21 protein-coding genes are annotated in these 17,861 nt (G+C 41.4%); 3 read left to right on the top strand and 18 right to left on the bottom strand.

The window, feature by feature from the left end:
- Positions 1-15: 15 nt before the first annotated feature.
- From NOM01_RS02530 to NOM01_RS02500, 7 genes are all read right to left on the bottom strand, one after another.
- Entirely contained in the window at positions 16-2,208 is a 2,193-nt protein-coding gene (locus NOM01_RS02530) for a penicillin-binding transpeptidase domain-containing protein (RefSeq protein WP_255746140.1), read from the bottom strand.
- Positions 2,209-2,222: 14 nt separating this feature from the next.
- Positions 2,223-2,579: a cell division protein FtsL gene (gene ftsL / locus NOM01_RS02525; protein WP_255746139.1), complete on the bottom strand. Its 357-nt coding sequence runs from the start codon at positions 2,577-2,579 to the stop codon at positions 2,223-2,225.
- The gene (rsmH, locus tag NOM01_RS02520; protein ID WP_255746138.1) at positions 2,576-3,532 is read right to left on the bottom strand and encodes a 16S rRNA (cytosine(1402)-N(4))-methyltransferase RsmH; all 957 of its coding nucleotides are present in this window, start codon (positions 3,530-3,532) and stop codon (positions 2,576-2,578) included. The genes ftsL and rsmH overlap by 4 nt, the downstream gene beginning before the upstream one ends.
- Positions 3,533-3,577: 45 nt before the next feature.
- Positions 3,578-4,009, bottom strand: a complete 432-nt coding sequence (gene mraZ / locus NOM01_RS02515) for a division/cell wall cluster transcriptional repressor MraZ (protein WP_255746137.1) — start codon at positions 4,007-4,009, stop codon at positions 3,578-3,580.
- A 186-nt stretch (positions 4,010-4,195) separates the two neighbouring features.
- A complete protein-coding gene (locus tag NOM01_RS02510; RefSeq protein ID WP_255746136.1) occupies positions 4,196-4,765 on the bottom strand; it encodes a hypothetical protein in 570 nt (189 codons plus the stop codon).
- A 164-nt stretch (positions 4,766-4,929) separates the two neighbouring features.
- Positions 4,930-5,103: a 50S ribosomal protein L32 gene (gene rpmF / locus NOM01_RS02505; protein WP_010026240.1), complete on the bottom strand. Its 174-nt coding sequence runs from the start codon at positions 5,101-5,103 to the stop codon at positions 4,930-4,932.
- A 24-nt stretch (positions 5,104-5,127) separates the two neighbouring features.
- Positions 5,128-5,643, bottom strand: coding sequence for a YceD family protein (locus tag NOM01_RS02500; RefSeq protein WP_255746135.1), 516 nt, complete (start codon positions 5,641-5,643; stop codon positions 5,128-5,130).
- Between the two features lie 151 nt (positions 5,644-5,794).
- Between NOM01_RS02500 and NOM01_RS02495 the strand changes: the two genes are divergently transcribed.
- The gene (locus NOM01_RS02495) at positions 5,795-7,072 is read left to right on the top strand and encodes a nucleotidyltransferase (RefSeq protein ID WP_255746134.1); all 1,278 of its coding nucleotides are present in this window, start codon (positions 5,795-5,797) and stop codon (positions 7,070-7,072) included.
- A gap of 39 nt (positions 7,073-7,111) precedes the next feature.
- Here the strand turns inward: NOM01_RS02495 and NOM01_RS02490 are convergent, their stop codons facing one another.
- Positions 7,112-8,125: a SepM family pheromone-processing serine protease gene (locus NOM01_RS02490; protein ID WP_255746133.1), complete on the bottom strand. Its 1,014-nt coding sequence runs from the start codon at positions 8,123-8,125 to the stop codon at positions 7,112-7,114.
- Positions 8,126-8,290: 165 nt separating this feature from the next.
- Between NOM01_RS02490 and ylbJ the strand changes: the two genes are divergently transcribed.
- Complete coding sequence (ylbJ, locus tag NOM01_RS02485; protein WP_255746132.1) at positions 8,291-9,499, top strand: sporulation integral membrane protein YlbJ; 1,209 nt, start codon at positions 8,291-8,293, stop codon at positions 9,497-9,499.
- Here the strand turns inward: ylbJ and coaD are convergent.
- From coaD to cyoE, 10 genes are all read right to left on the bottom strand, one after another.
- Positions 9,488-9,985, bottom strand: a complete 498-nt coding sequence (coaD, locus tag NOM01_RS02480; RefSeq protein WP_255746131.1) for a pantetheine-phosphate adenylyltransferase — start codon at positions 9,983-9,985, stop codon at positions 9,488-9,490. The two genes, ylbJ and coaD, sit on opposite strands and share 12 nt — an antisense overlap.
- The gene (gene rsmD, locus NOM01_RS02475) at positions 9,978-10,562 is read right to left on the bottom strand and encodes a 16S rRNA (guanine(966)-N(2))-methyltransferase RsmD (RefSeq protein ID WP_255746130.1); all 585 of its coding nucleotides are present in this window, start codon (positions 10,560-10,562) and stop codon (positions 9,978-9,980) included. The genes coaD and rsmD overlap by 8 nt, the downstream gene beginning before the upstream one ends.
- A 494-nt stretch (positions 10,563-11,056) precedes the next feature.
- A complete protein-coding gene (locus tag NOM01_RS02470) occupies positions 11,057-11,329 on the bottom strand; it encodes a YlbG family protein (protein WP_255746129.1) in 273 nt (90 codons plus the stop codon).
- 385 nt (positions 11,330-11,714) lie between these two features.
- Positions 11,715-12,158, bottom strand: a complete 444-nt coding sequence (locus tag NOM01_RS02465) for a YlbF/YmcA family competence regulator (RefSeq protein ID WP_255746126.1) — start codon at positions 12,156-12,158, stop codon at positions 11,715-11,717.
- Positions 12,159-12,235: 77 nt separating this feature from the next.
- Entirely contained in the window at positions 12,236-12,484 is a 249-nt protein-coding gene (locus NOM01_RS02460; protein WP_255746125.1) for a YlbE-like family protein, read from the bottom strand.
- A 15-nt stretch (positions 12,485-12,499) separates the two neighbouring features.
- A complete protein-coding gene (ylbD, locus tag NOM01_RS02455) occupies positions 12,500-12,955 on the bottom strand; it encodes a spore coat protein YlbD (RefSeq protein ID WP_370645905.1) in 456 nt (151 codons plus the stop codon).
- 79 nt (positions 12,956-13,034) lie between these two features.
- On the bottom strand, positions 13,035-14,087 hold the full coding sequence (locus tag NOM01_RS02450; protein ID WP_255746123.1) for a CAP domain-containing protein: 1,053 nt from the start codon (positions 14,085-14,087) through the stop codon (positions 13,035-13,037).
- 106 nt (positions 14,088-14,193) lie between these two features.
- Positions 14,194-14,721, bottom strand: coding sequence for a hypothetical protein (locus NOM01_RS02445; protein WP_255746121.1), 528 nt, complete (start codon positions 14,719-14,721; stop codon positions 14,194-14,196).
- Between the two features lie 130 nt (positions 14,722-14,851).
- Positions 14,852-15,367, bottom strand: a complete 516-nt coding sequence (locus tag NOM01_RS02440; protein ID WP_255746118.1) for a GNAT family N-acetyltransferase — start codon at positions 15,365-15,367, stop codon at positions 14,852-14,854.
- Between the two features lie 204 nt (positions 15,368-15,571).
- Positions 15,572-16,495 carry a heme o synthase gene (gene cyoE / locus NOM01_RS02435; protein ID WP_255746116.1) on the bottom strand — a complete coding sequence of 308 codons (924 nt, stop codon included), beginning with the start codon at positions 16,493-16,495 and terminating at the stop codon, positions 15,572-15,574.
- Between the two features lie 418 nt (positions 16,496-16,913).
- Here cyoE and NOM01_RS02430 point away from each other — a divergent pair, with 418 nt between their 5' ends.
- Entirely contained in the window at positions 16,914-17,837 is a 924-nt protein-coding gene (locus tag NOM01_RS02430) for a COX15/CtaA family protein (RefSeq protein WP_255746114.1), read from the top strand.
- The last annotated feature ends 24 nt before the right edge of the window (positions 17,838-17,861 follow it).

Raw genomic sequence — 17,861 nt, 5'->3', positions numbered from 1 at the left:
CGAGCTATTCGCGTATTATGGATTTTTTGTGTCAGGCGATGAATTACCTGTATTTGAATTTGTTTTTTCGGTTTTTTCTGCCTGCATGGTGATGATTAAATCACTGCCTGATTTAATCACTGCACCAGCCGCGATGCTTTGTCCTGTAACAAATCCTTCACCTTTAGCACTGAGTTTTAGATTCTCCATATCTGCCAGTTTCATCGTATCGGCAAGCGTCCAACCGGTAAGATCGGGCATTGTTTTTTGACCTTCTCCGGATAAAATGACCTTATTACCAGAGTAAAGCCGTTCCCCCGCATAAGGCAGCTGTTTTTGAATCGTTCCAGAACCTATCGAGATCGGAACAATTCCTTGACCTTTTAATTTTTCAACGGTTTCATTCATATCAGTACCTGTATAATCTCCAAACTTTTGTGATGGCAGCTGTAATTTTTCCTTAGATTCGCTTGCTTTTTTGTCAACTTGAAGATATTGGAGTGCACTTGTCATGACCGGACGCACGATATCGACCACAGGTTCCGCGCCAAGATCGGTAGCTTTGAGATGCGGCTGTTTGACTGCCACATACACAATTAATTTAGGATCTTTTTGCGGAGCCATCCCCAAAAATGAGTACACATAATTGTTTTTACCAACCATATATTGACCGTTTAGGGATATCTGTGCGGTTCCCGTTTTTCCAATCACATCATAACCTGGGAGGTCATAGGCAAGACCTGTTGCACTGTATCCGTTTACCACTTTTTTTTCAGTAACTACTTTACGCATGAGCGCACGCGTCTGTTCAGCAGCAGATGCAGAAATGGGATTGCCTGCCACAACAGGCTGATGCTTCAGAATCGTTTTTTTTGTTGCCGGGTTAACAATTTTATCAACGATATAAGGGCGCATCATCTTTCCATCATTTCCGATGGCCGTAGCCGCCTGAACAATTTGCATTGCCGTAAAGGCGGAGGCCTGACCGAATGAAGCTTCTAATTTATCAATCTTCCATTGCCAGTTGACAACACTTGAACGCTCTCCCGGAAGATCTATTCCCGTCTTATCCATTAACCCGAACTTTTTTAAATAATTTTTGAATCTGTCTACTCCTAGATACTTATCCGTGAGTACCGACATGCCAACATTTGAAGACAGTTCAAAGCCTTGGTCAAACGTAATCGTTCCCCAGCCCTGCCGTCTCCAATCATGAATTGTACCTCCGCTGGTTTTATAATCCCCGGATTGATAGGTGTCAGATCCCTTGTAAACACCTGCATCTATAGCAGACGCAACGGTAAATACTTTCATCACCGAACCTGGTTCATAGGGTTCAGAAATACTGGTATTGCTGAAATTCTTGATATCACGTTTATTGGGATTAAATGTCGGATATGAGGATATGGCAAGTATTTTCCCAGTTTTTGGATCGGCAGCGATCCCGATCATACTTTCCGGCGAATAGTCTTCATTCACTCTGGACATCGCTTGATCAAGCACCGTTTGAATTCGTGTGTTCAGCGTCAAATAGACATCTTTTCCCGGAGATGCCTTTTTAATCTTTTGTTTTTCATCCGGAATGGGTACTCCGGACAAACTGCGATAGTAGCGCACCGATCCGTCTTTTTCAGTGAGATACTTATCTAAAGACTGCTCGACACCAAATACTCCCTTTTGCTGATTGTTTTCTTGGTTTGTTTGTGTAAAACCTAAGGTATAAGCGGCACTCGACTGTTCAGGATAATAGCGTTTCGATTCGGTAAGATACCCGATTCCCGGTAAGTTTAGGCGATCAATCTGCTTCTTTTTAGCATAGCTCAGCATTTTGCCCTTCGAACCGAACTCCACTTGGTAAACGTTCCGATTGAGTTCCTTAAGGATATCAGACTCCTTCATTTCCAAAATAGGTGCTAAAGCGGCTGCAGTCTTTTTTTTGTCTTTCACATGATTATCACTTTTAGGACTAATGATTGCATAAAGTGTATAAGCGGGAACATCTTCCGCAAGAATCCGTCCGTTGTCAGAGTAGATCGTACCGCGCTTCTCATCGACAGTTTTATATTGAGACCATTGCTTTTCTCCAACTTTTAATAATTGATGATTATCAATTTCTTTACCTTGAGCAATAAACACGAAACGGCCGATAATGACAAAAAAAGCCAGCATAAAAAGACCGCCGACTATACCCGCCCAAAAACTTATTAATCTTCGTTTGCGTTGAAACATGGGAACAAACCACCTTAAGGAAGTACCTTTATATTTTGAATATCTAGTTTTAGGCCCAATTCCTTTTCTGCAAAACGGACAATTCGTTCAGGAGAACTTAAACGATCAGTCTCCGCCTTTAATTGCTGTGTCACTTTCGATTGGTCGTTTATCTTCGATTGTAGCGATGCAACATCCTGCGAGGCCATATAAAGCTTTGCTTGATTAGCAACAATACAGAGTGCCAGCAAAAAGGTGACCACACCTGCCATAATCCAAAGACCCTTCTCGCCTTTAGTTATCCGTCGCGTAATAACAATTTGTTCTTGCTGAGTTGTGTGCTCCACATACTCTTCTCTCTGTACCTTAAATGCTTGCTGACTCTGATTCATTGCTTCTCATCCTCCTTAATTTCCCTGACTTTTTCTGCAATCCTGAGTTTTGCTGATCGGGATCGATTATTTGCCGTTACTTCTTCTTCTGAAGGAACAACCGGTTTCCTACCTATTTTCTTTAGCACCGGTAAAAATGCTTCCGGTACGACTGGAAGCCCTGGAGGAAGTTCCGGCGGCTCGCTGTATTTTTTGAAAAACTGCTTGCACAGCTTATCTTCAAGTGATTGAAAAGTGATCACTGCGATCCGTCCGCCAATCGCCAACACACGAAGCGATTGCATTAATGCTTCGTCAAAGCTTCCAAGCTCGTCATTCACAGCAACACGAAGGGCTTGAAAAACTCGTTTTGCAGGATGCCCGCCTTTTCTTCTTGCAGGTGCCGGTATGGCATCCTTGATGATTTCTACCAGTTCATCCGTCGTTTCAATCGGCTTATTTTCGCGGTACTTCTCGATTTTTCTAGCGATCTGCCTTGAAAAACGCTCCTCACCATACATAAAAAAGATTCGTGCCAGACGATCAGTCGGCCATTCATTCACAATGGCGGCAGCTGTAAGTTGCTGCTGCTGGTCCATTCTCATGTCGAGCGGACCATTATGCTGATAGCTGAATCCTCGATCTGCATGATCGAATTGTGGAGAGGATACGCCTAGATCAAATAGTATTCCGTTTACCTGGAACACGCCGCGTTGCAGCAGTTCTTGTTCTAGATGCCTGAAATTTGATTTTATAAACGTTATTTTTCCAGAATATGCTTTCAATCGTTCTGATGCAGCGCTCAGCGCTTCATCATCTTGATCAAATGCATAGAGATGGCCTTTTTCCAACTGTGCAGCAATGACCTCGCTATGTCCGCCACCGCCGAGCGTACAGTCCACATAAATGCCATCAGGACTTAGATCAAGTCCTTTTATCGCTTCTTTCTTTAAAACCGTAACATGTTCAAACACTGACACCGACTCCTGTCACACAGAACAATTCATTTGGCACCGGGTTTACAGGTCCAAATCAAGCAAGCTCTCTGAGATGTCATTAAATGATTCTTCAGATTGTGCAAAATAACGTGTCCACATTTCCTGATCCCAAATTTCAAGTCGAGTGGAAACGCCGATGACCACACAATCCTTCATCAATTTCGCATAGTCTCGAAGACCGTTACTAATTGATACCCGCCCCTGCTTGTCCAATGCACATTCACTGGCTCCCGAAAAAAAGAACCGAGTAAATGCTCGAGCATCCTTTTTCGTAAAAGGAAGCGCCTTTAGTTTTTCTTCTATTCTGTGCCATTCGCTCATGGGATAAACAAAAAGGCATTGATCAAGGCCGCGAGTAATAACAAATGTGTCGCCAAGTTCATCGCGAAACTTCGAGGGAATGATGAGACGCCCTTTTATGTCTATGCTGTGATTAAATTCTCCCATAAACATCAGAGACGCCTCCTCTTTTGTTTTACTTTACCACAATCCCCCACTTTCCACCACATCATTTTCTAAATTCGCTCTTTTTAGTCCCCATCCCTTCTTAAATTTAGAAAAAATAATAACAGCACTCAATTTCACATCTATGGCTTAAAAAAAAGCGCCCAAATTGGGCGCTTTTCATACTTTTAATGTTCATTCATTCAATGCAGGTATTTCTTTTCTTGCTTCATCAACGGCTTTCAGCACATGAAGCAGTGACTCATAATTGCGTTTTACATTAGAATAATCTTTTTGCAGTTTTTGATAGGCTTCATCCAATAACTGATTCTCGATTTTCAAGTTTCTCAGCTGCTCATTCACCTGTTCCGAGTTATCCAAGGCGGCAGATTGCGTCTTTAATTGATTAAGGAAACAAATCACTTGATCAATATCCGTTTCAGCAGCCCTTTTACCTAGTGTTCGTGTATTCGGAACAGTTGCATGCTGTTCCGTTCCTGAATCGTCTGTTAAAATCAGTGTTTTTTTCTTTTCTTTCCTATTCTTTTTTCGTATTTCTTTTGCTTCTTTCAATGCCTGCTCATAAATTTTTCTGATTGCGGAATTCCATCGAAATCCACATGCCGCCGATGTGCGCGAGAGCAATCGGCCTGCCTCCGCAAAACCGGCCAGTTGCGTGCTCCCTTCTTTAATGTGCCGAAGAACAATTTCCGCGAGTTTCCCGTCTTCTGCATGTGTCCACGCATCTTGTCTTATGGATGGCATCTTCTTCCCTCTTTTCTCTCAAATCTGATTGGAACACAGTCCTTGTTTTAAACTTTATGCCGATGATAGGATCGATAGAATAAAACGCAAGGATTTCTTAACCATTTTGAGAGAAAAAATGCAAAAAAAAGAGAAGCTGCAAGCTCCTCTAAAAAAATGTTCAATTATTTCTCAACGACTTCTTCACCTTTGTATGAGCCACATGATGGGCACACCCGGTGAGCTAATTTATATTCACCACAGTTATCACATTTTACCATGCCTGGAACGGCAAGTTTGAAATGTGTACGCCGCTTATTTTTGCGAGTAGTTGACGTTCTTCTTTTCGGTACTGCCACGTTTGACACCTCCTCGGACAATAATTAATCGTCAAAAAACTTTTTCAGTTTTTCTAACCTTGGATCAATCTGCTGCTTCGACGTTTCCTCATTTACAAGTGTCCAGCCTTTTCCTGAGAGACGACTTGAATCACGAGCTTTTTCACTGACGACGCGCATTGGTTTCTCAACCAAAATCGCTTCAACAAGATAAGGGATCAAGTCAATTTGCTCATTCTCTACTTGATGAACGAATTCTCCCTCATCCTCATTTTCAGTTCCCGCCGACAGCAAAAATGTCTCTGCGGTATTGATCTGAAAGGGATAATCGACATCTTCCAAAGTAACGGCACATGGCAACACCATCTTGCCCGCCAGCCGTAAATGAAAAGTCAGCGATCGTTTAGAAAATTCCACGACACCCTTAACATCAACAGGTAATATGCTTCGTATTTCAGGATCCGCGCGAAACAATTCCAGAGGTAATACAACTTCTTCGTGAAAACTCAGTCCCTCTTCCCTAAATTGCATCAGTTCAGGCACTGACCATGATAAAGACATACTGAACCACCTCTAGACAACAAATGTTATTATAAGCCCCGCATAACGGAATGTCAATCCGCTGCGCGGCCATTAAGTAAAGATTATCACATCAAGTGAATCGTTGGCAATTTCTCTTTCTAACGAAGAATATGATAAAATAAGGCCATTCATGATTTCAAAAGAAAAAGGAGTAGTCGTCATGATTATTGCCGGAATTATCGCTGAATATAACCCTTTTCATAACGGACATTTCTATCAGCTTGAAACATTGCAAAAGACAGTGCACCCTGATGTAGTCGTTGTCGTTATGAGTGGCGATTTTCTCCAACGCGGTGAACCGGCTATCGTATCAAAATGGACAAGAGCGCGGATGGCACTCGAAGCAGGTATTGACTTAGTAGTTGAGCTTCCCTATGTTTTTGCAGTTGGTAAAGCAGATGTATTTGCTCGTGGCGCTGTCACTATTCTTGATCGTCTTGGGGTCAACAGACTCTTCTTCAGCAGTGAATGCGGAAGAATCGAGCCCTTTTTCAACAGCCTCTCATTAATTAGCAATCATAAAACGGCTTATGAAGCACAATTAGCCGAATCAATGGCAAAAGGGATCAGCTATCCGAATGCTCACGCAGCTGCTTACCGTTTCATTGCTCAAGGTTATGGAAAAGAACTCGTTGATTTATCGCTACCAAATAACAGTCTCGGCTTTCAATATATCAAAGCACTCCAACAGCGCAACAGCACTATGAAACCAATAACGATCAAGCGCAAACAGGCAGAGCATAATGATCAAACCTTTGACGACGACGCAGTGATTGCTAGTGCCTCAAGCATCCGCCTGCACCTCATGACTGGGGGACATGCCGATTCGATCTACACTAAACTGCCCGTGCACGTGGCGGAAGCCTTAATTGATGCCAAAAAGAAAAACGGCTATGCAAATTGGGAGCGTTTTTACCCTTTTTTAAAATACAAGCTTCTTTCCTTCAGCGGGGATCGACTGAAACTGATCTATGAAATGGAAGAGGGGATCGAGCATCGACTGCTTGAATGTATCCGGACAGCATCGACTTTCCATGAATTCATTTCGGCAGTAAAAACAAAACGGTATACATGGGCGAGACTGCAGCGCCTTGCCGTACATATTCTGACGGATACTTTGAAAGAAGAGGCCAAACCTCTTGCTCTTAACAGTGATCCGGATTCAACTCGTTTGCTGGGGATGAATGGCAGAGGCCAGGCCTATTTAGCTGATATTCGAAAAAGAGCATCCATTGATATTATTTCGAAAGTAAGAAATCATCGCTCGCTCATGCTTAACATCGACCTTAAAACCGCCCAAATCTATGATTATTTAATAAATATAGATCATAAACCAATGAAGTATACAGAAACGAGTCATCCACCCATTCGATATGATGAAATAAATAGACGATTTTTGAATGAGTAACTTTTCTCATTCAAAAATCGTCCTTTAGTTAGTGCACCTTCATCGTTTTAAATAGTTCACTGCGTCCCCAAATGATTTAACAGGTACAATTTTCATATTTGTGCCAATTTCCTTGGCCGTCTTTTTTGCTGTTTGATATTCATGATCAGCAACAGGAGCAAAAAAGATGTCCGCACCTGATTTGCTGGCACCAACCACCTTATCGGAAATTCCTCCGATCGGTCCAACATCTCCATTCATTTCAATCGTTCCTGTACCAGCAATGTCCCTGCCCTTTGCTAAGTTCTGCTTATCCAGCTGATCATAAATTTCAAGTGTCATCATGAGCCCTGCCGACGGTCCACCTATATTCTTAATTGAAAACTTCACTTTTGGTTCAACATCCACCTTAACATGGTTGTCCTGATAAATGCCGATGCCCCACCCTCTTCCTGAACTTGTATAAGCTTTAGGAAAACGAGCAGCTTGAACAGTCACTTGTTTCACTTTGTTCTTTCGAACAAGTGTCAAAACAAATCGGTCCCCAATTTTTTTTTGTTTAATCAAACGATTCATATCTTCAGTAGTTGCAATCTTATGATTGTCCATCCCAATAATTAAATCACCTGTGTTCAATATTTTGCTGTTGGGCATTGATTTCATTACACCAAGTATTAAAACGCCCTCTTCCAAAAGCGTCGGTTTCTTGCCCGCAGCTTTATAAGCGACATACGCAGCCGATTGCTGCGCACTGCTCATATAGTTTTCCTGACGGAGGTTGTAATCCTGCTCATCTTCATTAGGCATTTTCACCTGATTTTCTTTTACCAAGGTTGTATATTTATTGCCGTCAAATTTCGCCCAGAGATACTGATAGACATTTGCCTGACCTAGATATATGTACACAAGTCTATAGTTTCCATCAATTTTTTTTGCACCTTTAACCTTGATCATTCCTGACATCGATTCAGCTTTGCCAGGACGCTGCACGTAATAGGGTGTTCGGTAAAAGTTCAATCCAATTAATAAGATCGCAATGATAATCACCAACCATTGAGTGACTTTTTTTCGCAAGTTTATCGCCCCCTACAATTGAAAAACACAACACTTCTGATTATATGTCATTGATGCTTATTTATTTCGAATTCCTGTTGGTCTATCTGTCGTCGCAGTACCGTATAGTAAAAGTAATGGACAAGTACTTCCAATTGGCTGAAAAATTGTAGGTGAGATATATTAATGAAACATTCAAAGAGCTTAACTTATCTGCTGGCTTCCGGCTCACTCGCAGTTGCATATCTCATGGTACGTTATCCTGATATTGCCGTCAAAGGCTCAATTACAGGAATGCAGATTTGGTGGGATAAAGTGTTCCCCGCTCTCTTTCCATTCTTTGTTCTTACAGAACTTATGATTGGCTTTGGGATTGTCACGTTTGCCGGTATCCTTATGGAACCATTGATGCGTCCGCTTTTCCGGCTGCCTGGCGTAGGAGGCTTCGTCTTTATGATGGGGATTGTCTCTGGCTTTCCCGCCGGTGCACGTATTACAGCAGATCTCTATAGAGAAAAAAAGATTACGAAAGCAGAAGCTGAGCGGTTAGCCGGATTCACGAACTTCAGCAATCCGCTCTTTCTCTTTAGCGTAACCGCAGTTGGATTTTTTCATCAGGCATCATTAGGCATTGTTTTTGCACTTGCTCACTACATCGGCAATATATGTGTCGGATTGACATTTCGATTTCTTGGTAAAAAAACGAATAAAGCGAGGTCCACCCCTTCGCGCTTCCTATTCATTCATGCTCTGAACAGTATGCATCAAGAGCGTATTTCACGTGATCAACCGTTTGGAAAAAAATTAGGCGACGCAGTCATCTCTTCAGTTTCCACGCTGCTGGCGATCGGTGGTTTTATCACTTTGTTTTCCATGCTTTACCAATTACTTGCTCAAATTGGCTTTGTAGATTTCTTAGGCTTTGGACTGAGTGCATGTTTCAAATTCATCGGCTTTTCACCTGAGCTTGGTTCCGCCGTGATTCCAGGGCTGTTCGAGCTGACGATCGGAGATAACAAGGTCGGTGAATTAGTTATTGTCCCTCTTATTGAACGTGTTATTGTAGTGAGTGGCCTGCTCGGGTTTTGTGGCCTTTCTATACAAGCACAAGCGGTCAGTGTTCTCTCACAGGCAGGACTAAGTTCACGACTCTTTTTAATCGGCCGGCTGCTTCAAATGATGTTCTCATCGATAGCAGCTTTTTTTCTCTTTCATATCTTTCAAATGGGCAACCGATCAGCCGCACAGACCGCATTTGCTATGGGTGAACCTTTCGAGACACTGACACATCAAACCGCTGAATTTGGGCCAATGATCACATTTTCCATTCTGATCGTTTTTATTTTCATTCTACTAAGACGCTTCAACACACATACTCATCCATTAAACAGATGATTTTTTCCCGAATTTCTTAACCAGGGCATCTTCAACAGAAACAGGCACAAGTTCATGCACTGAACCGCCATACATGGCGGCTTCTTTAACCATACTCGAACTCAAGAAAGAGTAATGATTGCTTGTCATCATAAAGCATGTCTCAATTTTTGGATTGAGACTTTTGTTAATTGCGGCAATCTGTAACTCATACTCAAAATCAGAAATTGCTCTCAATCCTCTTAGTACAATACTTACCTTTTTCCTTTGTACATAATCAACGAGCAGCCCTTCGAATGAATCAACGGTCACTGAATCGAGATGAGCGGTAGCCTTTTTCAACAGATCAACACGTTCTTCAACAGTAAAGAGTGGATTCTTAGACGAATTATTCAGAACTGCAATGATAATCTTATCAAACACTGATAATCCCCGCTGAAGAATATCTAAATGACCGTAAGTTACAGGATCAAAACTGCCCGGATATACTGCAATACGTTCACTCAACTGAATCACTTCCCTGTTCAGGTTGGAAATAATAAATAGATACTGCTGTCTGTCCTTGATAGGTTCGGTATTTCTCTCGAATCAGCCTGCCATCGAGAACGTCAGGAAGTTTCACGTTTTCCTCATGCTCAACAACAATTATGGCACGATCTGACAGCATGTTTTTCTGCAACAATGTTTCCATATCTTTTTGAATATGCTGTCTCGCATAAGGCGGATCAAGAAAAACAAGATCAAAGTGTTGTCCATTTTCGCTCAATTTATCAAGTGCTCGTGTTGCTTCAAGCTGCAAGATCTGTGTACACTCTTCATAGCCACACAGACGTGTATTATCTCGAATGATTTGGCAGGCTGCACTTGCGCGATCAACAAATACGGCTTTATCAATGCCTCGGCTGAGCGACTCAATGCCCAGTCCACCGCTCCCTCCGTACAGATCAAGAACCGATCCTCCATCAAAAAAAGGACCAATCATATTAAAAATGGTTTCTTTAACCTTATCCGTTGTAGGTCTTGTCATTCTTCCATTGACAGCTTTTAATTTTCGTCCCCTATTTTCTCCTGAGATGACTCTCAATAAACGTCCCTCCTTACATGAAGAGGTACTCCATAGTCATAGATGATGTTAACCTTTACGTCGATTGATCATATTGATAAATATCCTTGTAAGGGCATGCCTCATTTATATTCTAAAGAGTCGAAATAGCCGACTAGGCTCTGAATCATTGTGAATACTACATCTAGCAATAAAAGTTATGAAAGATGTATAGCATTCAAGCAACTCGTACATAATAGTTGCTGGCAACATCGTTTGAGATGTTGGCCCAACCGCGGATACTTACGTTTCCCCATAAGTTTTCCGCCGGTTTCTCCTCTCCCATTGTCTTGCATCCTCTGATGCGTAAAGACAGCCCGCAGTTTGTCTGCGGGTTTTTTTTTACACAAATAAAGAAGTTGTTATTTAGGGAGTTCGTGTCAGCAGTCCAGTAAAATGTGTCCTGCAGGCCGCAGGACGATGGATCATCCGTAGTCAGATTTTCTAAACATACCTAAAGTTATAGTGTCACCTGATTAATTAAACACTTCATCTTTTTCTTCAAATTTTGATTTGCCTTTTTCATAAGTTGTTCGAACATGCTGCAATTGAGAAACATCCACTGTTTTAATAAACTTCATTTTCTGCAGCTGGCTGATCGTTGCTGCACTCTGTTCATGATCACAATAAAGAATCGCATATTTCATTCGTTTTGATATATAGTGCACATATCCATAGCGTCTGAGTACTCTCAAATATTTTGTATTATAAAGCCAAACAATAATACTGTCTCTTTTTTGTATGTCCACCGGAACACACCACCCCTTTTGTTTCCGTTCTATTTTTCTCTAGGCTGCCTTAAGCTGCATAAACGTGCAACATCTCAATCTCTATCTACACTGACTCATATCATCGCAGATATTAGATAGGTCTATGGAAAACGTCACGTTTATACTTAGAAGTCTGCAAACATCCTGCGGACAAACACATAGCAACTATTTAATTATGTAAAAGGATCTTCCGCGAGGCATGATAAAGTTCAGTACACATGCGGAAGTCACTAAATGATGCATATTCACCAATCGACAAGTTTTCTTTACACAAATTTTCAAGAAAATAATTTAAAGGTATTTAGTGTAAGAGCAACTACGCCTCTGTCTTTGCACTTTGTGCTTGCCAATCGACGAATTTGCTTTACCGTGTGTGGCAACCGCATTTTCCTCCAGATCCGCAACCTGTGCCACATGAGCGATCAAAGAACGGATCGCCGGTGGGTACTTTTATCGATGATGAAACTGAACGCGCGAGGATTGTACTTAACTCACCCAACAGTTCGTTCAATTGGTTTTCCTTTTTCTTATAATCGGCAATAAGCGGATGGACATCCAAATCTCGTTTGCACTCCATCATTTCTTTTATAACCGACTTATAATCAGGGTGATATCTTCCAAAACGCTGAACTTCATCGTACTTGTCTCTGACCATTAAGAAATTTTTAATTAATTGCTGCGATTGTTCGTCGCATTCTAAATTGTTCTTACTTTCCTGATACAATGCGTAGCAATCCGAATGGAGCACCATTGAAGCAAGTTCTTCAGCGTGGTCCAGCAGAGAAGCATTTTCTAACGTTCCAATCACTTTGCCACCCCCAGTTCTATTAAAATATACAACAAATAGAGCTAAAGCGCCATTATTCTAGATTTTATTTCGTTCTCTTAATCCTTAGATTTCTGTGCACTCATGGCCTGAGCCATTGAAACAAGCATTGACATCATACTTGCCCGCTGATTAAACCGATCCAGACGCTGACTGAATGTACGACCATAGAATTGATTTGCCGCCGGTTTGAGCTGGCTCAACTCCCAAGGAGCCCGGCTTAATTTCCGATACCATTCCGGATGCATTCGCACAAATAATTTTTCTTCAGGCCGGCTATCCAAGTATTCTTGAATTTCAGTTCTCATCTCAAATCAATCCTTTCAAAAGAAAAATGGATTTTGACCGGGCGAATTTTCAGATGATTGAGTTGACGTTTGTCCTGCAGAATCCTGACCACTTCCATTATTCTGCTTTTCCTGTTCATTCGTTTGTTGAAATTGACCGATAAACGACTGAATTCCAGTCAAAGCGCCGCTGATTGTGTCAAGGCGTTCCTGCCATTGTTTCGTGTCAATAGTGTCAACCACTTTTAGCATTTTATTAAGCGAAAAGGATGAACTCTTTTTTTTCTCCGGAGCTTCCTCAGTTTCTTCCCTGTTCATGCCGTATTTTTCCCACACATCGTTTTTTTCACCGAAGATTACCCAGTCATCAAAAACGTTGCTCCACTTTATACCGTTTTCGTGAACATATTCAACGATTTCCGGATGACTGCGTAAAAAGCTTTTAAATTTTTTAATTGCCGCATTTGTTCTTTCTTCTGCCAAAGGGCACACCTCCCCAAAGGTTTTCCTAAGATTATCTTAAGCAACAGTGGATCTAGGTGTGCATCATGATTAAAAAAACAGGTTTCATTCAGGGAATAAGTGGCCTGACGAAATCCTGTGTGTAATAATTTTTATAAGAGCCAACGCCGAGTTCCGTAAAATCGTTATTTAATAAATTCTTGCGATGATCAATGCTGTTTAGCCATCCAAGGCTTACTGCAATGGCATCCGGATATTTGGCCGCTATATTTTCACCGGCTGTCTGGAAATTAATATTCTCACGCTCTAATCGTGCTTTAAGGTCTCCTGACCATTTGGATCCATGCGAAAAATAATTTTTAGTTTTCATTTCTTTACTATGCTTATAGGCAGCTTGATATGCCGCTTCGTTCCATTGCAGTATTTTTTTCTTGAATCTCATTCGAAGTACATTGCTGACATCAAAGATCTCCTGATCCTCGCCTTGATTCACGGCTGCCCATTGGTCTTCGGTAAGCGTTGGTGTTTCGGGCAAATTTCCTTGATAGGTCATTGAATACGGATGCTGCACAGCCAAAACATCGGTGTTCATGTAACGAACACCAATTAGACGATCAGAAAGATGGTCAAAATTTAACTGAACCCATATTTTTCCGAATTTCATTAACGGGCGCACCATCATGTCCTCTTCATTTAATTCAAAATCAATCTTTGTTCCCTTATAAGTTAAAGAGACTTCGTCCGCAATCGGCACCTTTTCATATATTTTCTGTGATTCGTCACCGATTGTAAACGGATTGGTCTTCAATTTTTTTCCCAGTGCGTATATCGTGGTAACGCGATTTGTCGAATTATCGATGCCTATTTGCAAGTAGTTTTCACTTGCTCTGCCGTAAACAAACCAGCGATAACCAAATTTACTGGGATCAACGCGTTCAGGTTTTCCTAATGTACGCACTATTTGTTTTTCCGTTTTACCCATCAAAGTGTGTATACCGCTCTCCGGAACTTTAAAGTCTTTATTAGCAGTCAATGACATCTGGCGATTCTTGTTCGATGGAGAGGTTGTACTATCTGAGGGGAGACTTACCAAACTAATTAAAAATGTGCCTGCAAATACAATCACCGCAATGGCGAAAATGATAACATTTGTTTTTCTCATCATCTTCTCCCCCTCTAAATCTCAAAAACTTTCTTCCATTATAACAAGCCTGGTATTGAACGGACAGATAGTTCATCTGTTACACTGTTTTTCTTTGTTGATTCTGTTAATTGTTTTTCGGTTCATTGGCAAGCAGAACCACCCATATTTTTCCTGCTCGTCCTGTCGCAAAACCAGTTCCGATCCTTCTGCCAGTACTTACTGATTTGATCGAATCAGACTGTCTCGAATTTCGCCATAGTGTTCTTATCGATTCATCGGGATTGCCAGATTGTAGCATTAAAATTTGAGCTGTGTTTTCATCGTATCCAAGTGAACCAAGCATCGTTCTTGCATCCTCTGTACTTTTTGCATGACCAGACGCTATTCGTCTCGCTTCTAGTCTTGCAACTCGGAACAAATTCCAGTCCGCCGTAAGGGCTTGATGCACTGTTTTTTGTTGTTTAATGATCGTAAATAGTTCCCTCTCCTGCTGATTAACTGGAGAAATTTGCCGATCAACTTGACCATACGTCTCTTTTTTTGCTGATGCAGGATGCCAGGTTCCAATGTAGAGAGCTAAAACAGCAATGAAACCTATTGAAAGAATAATAATTATTGAACGATGTTCTTTGAACAAGACTGGTAGTTTCATCGAATCGAATTCCTCCTTGAACTTCCAGTCCCATCCTTTCCAAAAATTCACGCTCCTAAACATTCGAATCATCCGACCGCTTTGTATGATACATTTACTATAATTATCTAAAAAGGTTCCTTATTTATATTTATTTTGTTTCTTCGATTTGCGTGGTTAGTTGCTTTGCCATATAAAAACCGTCTTTTAATTTCCCGTTGCTCATAAATGCTGATTTTCGAATCCCTTCTACTCTGTATCCTGTTGTACCAAACAGAAGCAGAGCTGCTCGATTGTCAAAACCGACACATGCCTCGATCCTAAGCAGCTCGTGATCCATGGACCATTCTTCGAGATCTTTAAGTATCTTTTTGCCAAATCCTCTGCCTTGCCATTGTTCTCGTAAGGCGACGCTGCAAGAAGCAAGATGTGCCATCTCACTGGCTGCGTGGCCTTGAATCGCAGCAAAGCCAATATCAGTTCGTTCGTGTTGTGCTATAAAATAGGCAGCTCGTCTCTGAGATGCTGTGCTTAATAATTCTGTAAATCCTTGAGTGCTCAATTTTCCAATTTCAAAACCTAGCTCTTTCCTCACTCCGTGTATGTCACAATATAATCTAAAAAGCCGTTCCGCATCTTGTTCGTGCGCCTCCGTTAAAATCAGCACCGCTGAACCCCCTTCAAGAAACAATCACCTAAATGTATGGTTAGTCCCTGATGTGTATGCGAAAAAACTCAATTAATAGCTCATCATCAGACAAAAAGTGAAGAAACTTTCATCTCTATTTATCAAGCGAACAATCCTTTAAGCAGGCAAAAAGATGTGAAAAAGGCCGGAAGAATAGTCCTCCGACCTTCAGGTTTGATTTTATTAAAAAAAGGTTGAAACGATCATGATGAGAAATAAGAGTGTCATATAATTCAAGGAATAAACGAACATGAGCCGTGCCCACTTCACGGTATTTTTTGCCATCAATCCGTAAATAGCGAGTCCAAGCCATGTAAAACCTAATAGCAATGCGCTAACAACGTACACAGGGCCAAGAGAGTAAAGAAGCAAAGAGGTTGGTACCAGTGCTGCTACATAAAAAATCATTTGTCTTTTTGTAATCTCGAAACCAGCGACAACCGGCAGCATCGGGATACCTGCACGACGATACTCCTCAACACGTTTGATTGCAAGAGCCAAAAAATGCGGCGGCTGCCATAAAAACAAAACAAGAAATAAAATCCATGGTATTGGCGATTGAAGTGAAGGATCCACTGCCGCCCAACCAATAATCGGCGGTACAGCACCGGCAACACTGCCCACAACCGTATTCATAGAATGGCTTCTTTTCAACCACATCGTATAGACAAGTACATAGACAAGAAGCCCTAATAATCCAAATGCCGCTGCAGTTACCGATGCAGCAAACAGGGCTAATAGGCCGATAACTGAGAGTGACAAGCCCATGATCAAAACAGTTCTGCCACTCATCTTCCCCGTTGCGGACGGTCGTTCATGTGTCCGTTCCATTAGAGGATCAATGTCTCGATCAATAAAATTATTTAATGAGCAACCCCCGGCGATGACAAGTGCAGTACCCATTAAAACAAAAACTACAGATCCTGTCCATGTCCCAATACTTTCTCCATTAAAAAATAAAGCAAGCCATACACCAGTAAATGCAGTCATCAAATTGGAATTTACAATGCCTATTTTTACAGTAGTAAGTACATCATGAACAAATTTTCTACATGGAGTCACATCAATTGATTCTAATGCCTGTTCATCCGATCCGATTATTCTCATTAAACAGCCTTCTTTCTCTATTGTTACAATCATTAACCGTTTATCAAAAGGTGGTATTGCATTTAACTGTTGTTCTTAGAGGCATAGTATAGTGCCAATTTAATCAAAGCTCTGACGTTGACGTACATGACAAAACATGAACTGCCAGCAGAGCCTTTCAGAAGTACTTTGAAGCAACAATTCTGTTCAATTAACATTATATACGATCAAATAGCTTTTGTCTTTTGTTTTACTCAATGATAATTATCACATTGTCAATACCATATGGCTTGCAAATGTGTATATTGTTTGTCTATTCATGGATCTTTCCGAACAAATTGAGCGAATCATTCTAGAATCCTTCCGCATTCTGCTAGAATAGGAATGCAGAGCTTAGCATAAAAACAGCGATGCTTAAATTTGAAATCGGGTGATACATATGAAAGATCGTTTATTAATAATTTTAAGTATTGCAGGATGCCTTTCGGTTCTAATTGTGGTCCTCATGGGTGCCCTTGTAACCAATACGGGTTCTGAATACGGGTGCGGGAATAACTGGCCGTTGTGCAACGGTCAAGTTATTCCTGATGCACATGCTCACCAAACTTGGATTGAGTTCAGTCACCGTGCAGTTTCAGGCGTCGCATCCATTCTTGTTGTCATTCAAGCAATCTGGCTATGGTTTCGCTTTAAGCACGTCTGGAGCGGACGTTTTCTCGTCATCGCCTCGGTCTTCTTCATTTTTTTACAAGCATTTCTTGGAATGGCCGCCGTCGTATGGGGACAATCATCAGTCGTGCTTGCCCTTCACTTCGGTATATCACTTCTTTCGTTTGCAAGTATGCTGCTCCTTACTTGTCTTGTTTTCGAGAGTATCGAACCTGATCGTCATCTGTTTAGACTCACCTTGAGTAGACCAATGAAATGGAATTTTATTTTCCTTGGCATTTACTCTTATGTGTTGATCTATTCCGGTGCCTTTGTTCGCCATACGGAATCAAGTCTCGGCTGTACAGACTTTCCTCTATGTAATGGGCATGTGCTTCCTGAGCCGCTAATCAGCAAAGCCGGTGTTCAGTATTTGCACCGGGTTCTCGCACTAATTCTGCTGATTTGGCTGATTTGGAACCTGGTTGTGTCACTCAAGAAATATAAGAATGAATTGTTGCTGTCCAATTTACTCTTTATCTCTTTGATCTTTGTCGCGCTGCAAGCAGTATCGGGAATTTTCATCATAACCACAAAAATGAATTTGTTGTTTCTGCTCCTTCACGCACTATTTGTCACTGGTTACTTTGGAGTGATGACCATACTTGTTCTTTTTGGATGGAGACCAAGAACGCACAGAGAATCCGTTCAGTAAATCATTCATTAGTAAAAAGAAGAA

This window comes from Sporolactobacillus sp. STSJ-5, from assembly GCF_024385605.1.
Taxonomy (GTDB): Bacteria; Bacillota; Bacilli; order Bacillales; family Sporolactobacillaceae; genus Sporolactobacillus.
The sequence above is the reverse complement of the archived record's forward strand: the minus strand, read 5'-3'. Positions and strand labels throughout refer to the sequence as shown.

Coding starts and splice junctions, on each gene's coding strand:
- NOM01_RS02530 (WP_255746140.1), bottom strand. CDS start 2,208: ATGTTTCAACGCAAACGAAGATTAATAAGTTTTTGGGCGGGTATAGTC.
- ftsL (WP_255746139.1), bottom strand. CDS start 2,579: ATGAATCAGAGTCAGCAAGCATTTAAGGTACAGAGAGAAGAGTATGTG.
- mraZ (WP_255746137.1), bottom strand. CDS start 4,009: ATGTTTATGGGAGAATTTAATCACAGCATAGACATAAAAGGGCGTCTC.
- NOM01_RS02510 (WP_255746136.1), bottom strand. CDS start 4,765: ATGCCATCCATAAGACAAGATGCGTGGACACATGCAGAAGACGGGAAA.
- NOM01_RS02500 (WP_255746135.1), bottom strand. CDS start 5,643: ATGTCTTTATCATGGTCAGTGCCTGAACTGATGCAATTTAGGGAAGAG.
- NOM01_RS02495 (WP_255746134.1), top strand. CDS start 5,795: ATGATTTCAAAAGAAAAAGGAGTAGTCGTCATGATTATTGCCGGAATT.
- ylbJ (WP_255746132.1), top strand. CDS start 8,291: ATGAAACATTCAAAGAGCTTAACTTATCTGCTGGCTTCCGGCTCACTC.
- NOM01_RS02460 (WP_255746125.1), bottom strand. CDS start 12,484: ATGAGAACTGAAATTCAAGAATACTTGGATAGCCGGCCTGAAGAAAAA.
- NOM01_RS02450 (WP_255746123.1), bottom strand. CDS start 14,087: ATGAGAAAAACAAATGTTATCATTTTCGCCATTGCGGTGATTGTATTT.
- NOM01_RS02445 (WP_255746121.1), bottom strand. CDS start 14,721: ATGAAACTACCAGTCTTGTTCAAAGAACATCGTTCAATAATTATTATT.
- cyoE (WP_255746116.1), bottom strand. CDS start 16,495: ATGAGAATAATCGGATCGGATGAACAGGCATTAGAATCAATTGATGTG.
- NOM01_RS02430 (WP_255746114.1), top strand. CDS start 16,914: ATGAAAGATCGTTTATTAATAATTTTAAGTATTGCAGGATGCCTTTCG.